The sequence below is a fragment of the Mesorhizobium sp. Z1-4 genome (assembly GCF_004000235.1).
Lineage (GTDB): Bacteria > Pseudomonadota > Alphaproteobacteria > Rhizobiales > Rhizobiaceae > RCIO01.
Window position 1 is genome coordinate 1 of record NZ_RCIO01000014.1, and the last position, 5901, is coordinate 5901.

Annotated in this window: 9 protein-coding genes; 7 read left to right on the plus strand and 2 right to left on the minus strand. The window is 61.7% G+C overall.

The window, feature by feature from the left end:
- Both EP165_RS20110 and EP165_RS20115 read right to left on the minus strand, forming a co-directional pair.
- Positions 1-314: hypothetical protein (locus EP165_RS20110; RefSeq protein WP_164743122.1), on the minus strand; the 314-nt coding region annotated here is incomplete at its 3' end.
- 419 nt (positions 315-733) lie between these two features.
- Entirely contained in the window at positions 734-1378 is a 645-nt protein-coding gene (locus EP165_RS20115) for a LexA family transcriptional regulator (RefSeq protein WP_245440286.1), read from the minus strand.
- A gap of 83 nt (positions 1379-1461) precedes the next feature.
- Here EP165_RS20115 and EP165_RS20120 point away from each other — a divergent pair, with 83 nt between their 5' ends.
- The 7 genes from EP165_RS20120 to EP165_RS20150 all read left to right on the plus strand — a co-directional run.
- Positions 1462-1713 (plus strand): helix-turn-helix transcriptional regulator, encoded by a 252-nt coding sequence (locus EP165_RS20120; protein ID WP_127524647.1) that lies wholly within the window; start codon positions 1462-1464, stop codon positions 1711-1713.
- Positions 1714-2455: 742 nt separating this feature from the next.
- Positions 2456-2989: a GIY-YIG nuclease family protein gene (locus EP165_RS20125; RefSeq protein ID WP_127524648.1), complete on the plus strand. Its 534-nt coding sequence runs from the start codon at positions 2456-2458 to the stop codon at positions 2987-2989.
- Complete coding sequence (locus EP165_RS20130) at positions 2986-3756, plus strand: GcrA family cell cycle regulator (protein WP_127524649.1); 771 nt, start codon at positions 2986-2988, stop codon at positions 3754-3756. The genes EP165_RS20125 and EP165_RS20130 overlap by 4 nt, the downstream gene beginning before the upstream one ends.
- 19 nt (positions 3757-3775) lie before the next feature.
- Positions 3776-4279 (plus strand): hypothetical protein, encoded by a 504-nt coding sequence (locus tag EP165_RS20135; protein WP_127524650.1) that lies wholly within the window; start codon positions 3776-3778, stop codon positions 4277-4279.
- Between the two features lie 5 nt (positions 4280-4284).
- Positions 4285-4614, plus strand: coding sequence for a hypothetical protein (locus EP165_RS20140; protein ID WP_127524651.1), 330 nt, complete (start codon positions 4285-4287; stop codon positions 4612-4614).
- Between the two features lie 21 nt (positions 4615-4635).
- Positions 4636-5226, plus strand: coding sequence for a RuvC family protein (locus EP165_RS20145; RefSeq protein WP_127524652.1), 591 nt, complete (start codon positions 4636-4638; stop codon positions 5224-5226).
- A gap of 103 nt (positions 5227-5329) precedes the next feature.
- On the plus strand, positions 5330-5901 hold a 572-nt coding region (locus tag EP165_RS20150; protein WP_164743123.1), incomplete at its 3' end, for a response regulator transcription factor.

Consider the following 5901-nt stretch of genomic DNA (forward strand, 5'->3'; position numbering starts at 1 on the left):
AGCGAGCGGATCGGCTCCGGCAGCGCGTCGACTTCGGCGCGGTATGCTGCCTCGAATGCCTCCTCGGCAGAGCGCGCGAGAATTGCCCGCTCAATCTTGGCCAAAGCGTCGGCCTCGTCGACCGCGAACCCACCGTTGTGCGGCGTTGACCATTCGATCATTTCGCCGCGATTGTCGGACAGGGTGGTGAACAGGATCGCGCCAACCTGCTTGCCGCTGTCCTCATCGATCACGCGCTTGCTGCGCGTCGGGCGCGATGCGCAAGAGAGGGTATTCGCGAGATCGGTCATTGTCAGCGAAAGGGCGGTGTTCATCGGTCGGTCTCCCGTGGTCGTGGCACGGATATTATGCGCATACGGATAAACGTCAAGCGGAAATAATGCGCAAACGGATTTTTCTTTATCCGCGAAAGCCGGACAGTCGGCGACAGGAACGCGCCTCGCGCGCGCGGAGACGCTCGCCCTCAACGTTGGAGATCATGTGAGACCTAGACGCGGCGGAGCCGGAGCCGACAGCGACGGCGAGCCGCCGCGCGCATTTCGACGGTTATGGTTGCACACTACGGTCTAACGTCGAGAATCAACCTTCAACGTCTAACCGTCTGAGCTCTATGTTCTAACGTAGAGAATAATCTCAGAGCGCGTGCGGGCGGGGACGAGAGAGCGCGCGCGGTTATCCGCGCGCTCAACGCTCGTCAAGACAGTTTCTGCTTATAATGCTGGTAGGAGAATCGCTATCCAGCACGCAGAGAGAGCTGGCCTTGGATTCCGCCCTGGCGATCAACCTTGCGCAAAGCAGCTGGGGGAAGGACGGCAAAAATCTCGCCGATCCACGCGGGGCGTACATCCTCAATCGGCACCGGGTCATTCCAAGAAATCAGGTTCACCAGTCCGGGAGTTGAGCCGCGATTGATCGTTTTTATGTAGCGGCGGCCGGCATCTGTTCGAATCGCTGCATCGAAGCCGAAGAAGCTTTCAATCGGCTTCTTCTGCTCCCGGTATGTGACGATCACTGTATCGGGCCGGTACACAGGAAGCATGGACGTCCCGCGCACTTTGAACGCAACCATGTCATCAGGAAGGGGAAACGGCAGTTCGATCTGGTCAAGGCCGTCGGAGGGCACCTGTTCGAAGTCGGGATCAACTTCACCGCCTGCGCCAAGATACCCGACCAGGGGCACCGATCGGCTGGGGATGATTTCCGAGACGTCAGTAGCGAGCGTGGCGTAGAGGCCGTTAATGACGTCGCGGTTGTGACCTTCCGGTTCCGAGCCGGTAAGCCACCGGTTGACGGTGGACTGAGAGACACCAACACGCTGCGCGAGCTGACTTTGCGTCTCGCCGCCGACGCGGAGGATGTGCCGGATTTTTTCCTGCATGTTCATCGCGCGGCGACGCTATATCCGTCCGCGCATAGTGCAAAATCCGAACGCGGATAATTTTCTCGTTGACAGAAATCCGTATGCGCATAATATCCGCGCTCATGTCAGCGATCCGACACATCCGAACCGAAGTCTTCAAGCTCAAGCAGGCCGAATTCGCAGTCGCCATCGGCGTCTCGCAATCCACGGTCTCGCGCTGGGAGAAGGGCGTTGCGCCGTCTCTGACGGAAATGCAGGCGATCAGGTCCGCTGCCGTCGAGCGTGGTTACGACTGGAATGACGCGCTGTTCTTCGAAGCGCCACCCGCCTCCATCGAGGGGGACGCCGCATGATTCTCACCTGCTACCACTGTCCAAGGCAGATCGCGTTCCCGGGCAAGTCCACCGCACGGAAACGAATGGCCGCGCTGTTTGGTTGGGTTCGTCGACCGAGGGGGGGGTATCTCTGCTCATCCTGCGGAGGGCGTTGTGATCTCTAACCTTTCCGCCACCCGCTGTCTCCCAAGCGCCATGGGCGCCAACTCCCGGCCATCGTGCCGGGCCTCTTATCGCATGGTGGGCCGGTCTGCTTTGGTGGCCCCTCTAACTCGTTCCGCATCGCGTCTCTCCGTTCGTTTCCTTGATCGCGTGTCCAGCGCTGATCAGGAAGCTAACGGAGATCGCATGTCATGCGTGACAAGAGTTCTGTCGGGGGCAGCAAGATGCATGTAGCCCGCGTCGACGACCCGATCTGGCTTGGCGAAGAGGCCAAACGCATGTCGCGAAAGCTCCTGCGAAAGGAGCATCGCGGACCGGGAGACACAATCGAAGCGGCAGCGCATCGCCTCGAATCCCGGCACAGGGTACCGGCGTCGGTAATCATGCAATGCCGGAATCGTCCTCCACGCGAGATGAAAGTCTCTCGCTGGATGGCCGTGTTCACAGCATATTGGGCTGAGTTCGGCACGCGCGCCGAGGCCGCGTACGAGGAAAAGAGAGAGACAACCGATGCCCATCCGGCACTGGTTCGCCTGGCTGATCTTGTTGCTGGGCGAACGGCTGAAGCGCCAACCACCGCGCCACGGGGGAAACCCTGATGACGGTCGGCAAGATATACTTCGTGAAGCGCGCCGACGGTCTCGTAAAAATCGGGTTCAGCGCTAGCGTTTCGGCGCGCATCAAACATCTATCGCGCGAACACGGTACGCTTGAAGTCGTTCACATGGTCGCCGGCGACAGGGCTCGCGAAAAGTCCATCCACCACACCTTTTCGTCTGCGCGCGAGTTCGGCGAGTGGTTCAGGCTGACGCACGATGATCTGGCGGTCGTAAAATCACTGGCTGACGAATTTGAGCCGCGCGAATTTGTGATCAATTCGCCTTACGTGCAGCAAGCACATGAGTGGGCAGCTGAGCTGGTAGCAGCGGAACACCGCGGCCCCGGCGATACCACTTCGGCAGCGATGGAACGTTGCGCTGGCCGCCATCAGATCGATCAACAGGTGCTTTGGAGCCTGCGATATCAGCCGCCAAGAGACATGTCGGTCACGCAGTATATGCGGCTGAGAGAGGCTCATGCGGCCTATCGCATGGCTGTCGCTGCTCTGGGTGAACCGGAGGCGCGGTCGTGAACGCAAGAAGCCGACCAGGGACGGAACTGACGCCCGCTGAAAAGGAAGCCGCGGTTCTGCCGCTGGCCAAGCGCGGCCTATCCGCCAAGCAGATCGCCCTGCAACTGAACGTAGCGACCAGGAACAGCATCATCACGGTTATGGGCCGGCTGAAGAAGCGCCACCGGCTCGGCGATGTCCGGACCGTACCGGAAGCCAAATCGCAGTGGGCGGCGATGACGGCCGAGCAAAAACAGGCCGCCGTCAAAGCCGGCCGCGCTGCCGGCAAGACATTCTCCGCCATCGAAACACAGTACGGCGCACCGCACGGGTCCGCAGGAAGCGTGGCGCGTGTGTTGCGGCGATATGGCGACCTGCCGGAACCGCCAGCAAAGCCGAACAAGCCTGCGCAGCCGAACAGACCAACGAAAAAGCGTCCACCGTCGAAACCGTCGGCGCGGACGGCCGTGGGTAGCAACTGGCACGGTCGGTCAACCGTCCATCCTAACGACTTCAAGGGCAGGGCAGAGCAACGCGACACGTCGCCAGGCATCGAGGTGATCTCCAGCGCCGCAGCATGGGACCCGCTGGAAGGCCATCAGCCTATCACGCTGATGCAGCTCACCGAGCGCACCTGCAGATGGCCCGTGGAGCCCGATAGCGACCAGCAGGGAACGTTCTTCTGCGGCGCTCCCTGCGACCTCGAGACACCCTATTGCCCTAGCCACGCTGCGTTGAGCCGCGGTCGGCAGACCGCGCCGCGTATCGGCGTGCCAGCAAACGCCTAAAGCGAAAAGGAAACGAAAAATGGCGACTATTCGTGAAGGCCGGAACCGCGCGACGCCGGAAGAAGCCGCGTCGTTTGCGTCCGAGATCGACCGCATCGAACAGAACCGCGAGGTCAAGCTCGACGAGCTCGATGCGGAGTTCAAGAAGCGGAAACGCGACCTGAACAAGCAGTTCGACGGCGAGCAGAAGAGCATCTTCGATGATGCGAAAAAGCAGGGCGTCACCAAGGGGACACTGAAAGCCATCGTCAACGGCCAGAAGCGCATTCGCAAGGCCGAGGAAGCGATCGAAGCGGCCAAAGAGAAGGCCCGCGACGGCCTCGACAACCTTGAAGAGGAAGCGCGGGACTATGCCGTCGATATCGTGAAGGCGCTTGGCGACGACTTCGCCGGCTTCGGTCTCGGCGCAGCGGCCGTAGAGCGCGAAGAGGCCGAGAAGCCCGATCAGACAGGCGAGATCGTCAGGGCCGCCTCCGAGGCGTGGAACGGCGAAGACACCGCGAACCGGCAGCCAGCGGAGTAGAGCCGATGAACGTCTTCGATCGCATCCGAGAGCGCGACATCGTTCAGAGCGTCACGCTCGGTATCCCGCTCGGGAAGGGCAGTGGGCCGTTTCTTGCTCGTATGAATGCCATGGCGCTGATGACCGGCGGGCACGGTTTCCGTCAGCCGAAGAAGGGCCCGAAGCTTTCCAAGAACGGCACCACGCGAAAGGAGCGCGAGGCGCCCGGAAAGCGCATCTACCGCGAAAACATGGAAGCCGAACGGCGCTTCCGCGAGGCGCATGCCGACCAACCTGGCTGGGGTAGTGCCCGCATCAACCGGGCCATCGAGCGCGGCGACCATCTGCGCGCCTAGTCCACCGAAGGGGAGGAAGTCATGCCGATCATTGCCGGTTTGGACATCGCCACGTCGTGCGGTGTCGCGTGGGTCAACCCTTCCACATCGCCGTCGCTGTGGCGCTGCCTGGCAGTGGAATCGGAAGGCGATACTGTCTGGGATGCGGTCGACGACTTCGACGACGCACTCCGGTCGCTTCTGACGGAAACCCGGCCCGACTTCGCGGTGATTGAGCGGCCGCTGGGTGTCGTTGTCGACTATGGCGGTGGCCCGGCCAAGCCCGGCGACAAGCGAATGATCAACGCAAAGACGACGATCAAGCTCGCCGGTCTGGCGGGCGCGGCGATCGGCGTCCTGAACGGGCTCGGTATTCCTTACGCGATGATTGCCGATCGCACCTGGCGAAGCGCGTATTTCGGTCAGGGCTACAAGCCGCCGGAGAACTGGAAGGCGAGCGCCGTGGAAATGGCGCGCCGTCAGCGCATTCCACTGCCTGACACCAAAAAGGCAGCACACGACGCAGCCGAAGCCATCGGTATCGCGGTCTCATGGCAGCGGGCAAACACGATCCCCCAACGCCATCAAAGGGCGTTCATGGACCTTCGAGTGAACCACGGGAGGGCCGCTTGATGCGCTATCGCACGCCAACTCATTCACGCACCGGCGCCGTGGCGACAGGTGTAGCCATTGTATGCGTCTCGTTCCTGCTCGTGTTCGTAGCGGGAGGTTTTCAATGACCGTGCGCGCGATCGTGTTCACGCCCTACCAGTCGTTTGAGCGCCGGTATCTGATGGCGGCACAGATGGCCGGGATGCAACTGCACGCATCTCCTGACCTGGCTGATTTCAGTTCGCAGCTTTACCGCGACAAAGAGGCTATCGGCATTCTTTGGTCGATGGGCGGAACGTCGGCGGCCGAGACGATCCGGCGCCTGCGCGAAGGCAACGTCTTCAACCGCCTGATCGCGCTGATCCACTACCTCGACGCGGCACCGCACCTGCGCGCGCAAGCGCGGGGCGATGCATTATCCGCCGGCTGCGATGACGCCCAGGCATCGAACATCGACCCTACAGAACTCGCAGCGCGCCTGAAGGTGATCGCCGAGCGGGTAGGCTATGTTGACCATCTGCAGCTGCGCTTTGCCGGATGCAGGTTCTTTCCCGACAGTGGTCTGATTACGGGCCCCGAAATATCGACGCACGCGACCATAACAGAGGGTCGGCTTCTCACGCATCTTGCGCGCCACGAAGGTGCGACCCGCTCGAAGCAAGAGCTGATGGACGCGCTCTACGGCTACGACGATGC

Bases quoted from the DNA above. Each gene is read 5' to 3' on its own strand.
- EP165_RS20115 (WP_245440286.1), bottom strand. From the start codon at position 1,378: ATGCAGGAAAAAATCCGGCACATCCTCCGCGTCGGCGGCGAGACGCAA.
- EP165_RS20120 (WP_127524647.1), top strand. From the start codon at position 1,462: ATGCGCATAATATCCGCGCTCATGTCAGCGATCCGACACATCCGAACC.
- EP165_RS20125 (WP_127524648.1), top strand. From the start codon at position 2,456: ATGACGGTCGGCAAGATATACTTCGTGAAGCGCGCCGACGGTCTCGTA.
- EP165_RS20135 (WP_127524650.1), top strand. From the start codon at position 3,776: ATGGCGACTATTCGTGAAGGCCGGAACCGCGCGACGCCGGAAGAAGCC.
- EP165_RS20140 (WP_127524651.1), top strand. From the start codon at position 4,285: ATGAACGTCTTCGATCGCATCCGAGAGCGCGACATCGTTCAGAGCGTC.
- EP165_RS20145 (WP_127524652.1), top strand. From the start codon at position 4,636: ATGCCGATCATTGCCGGTTTGGACATCGCCACGTCGTGCGGTGTCGCG.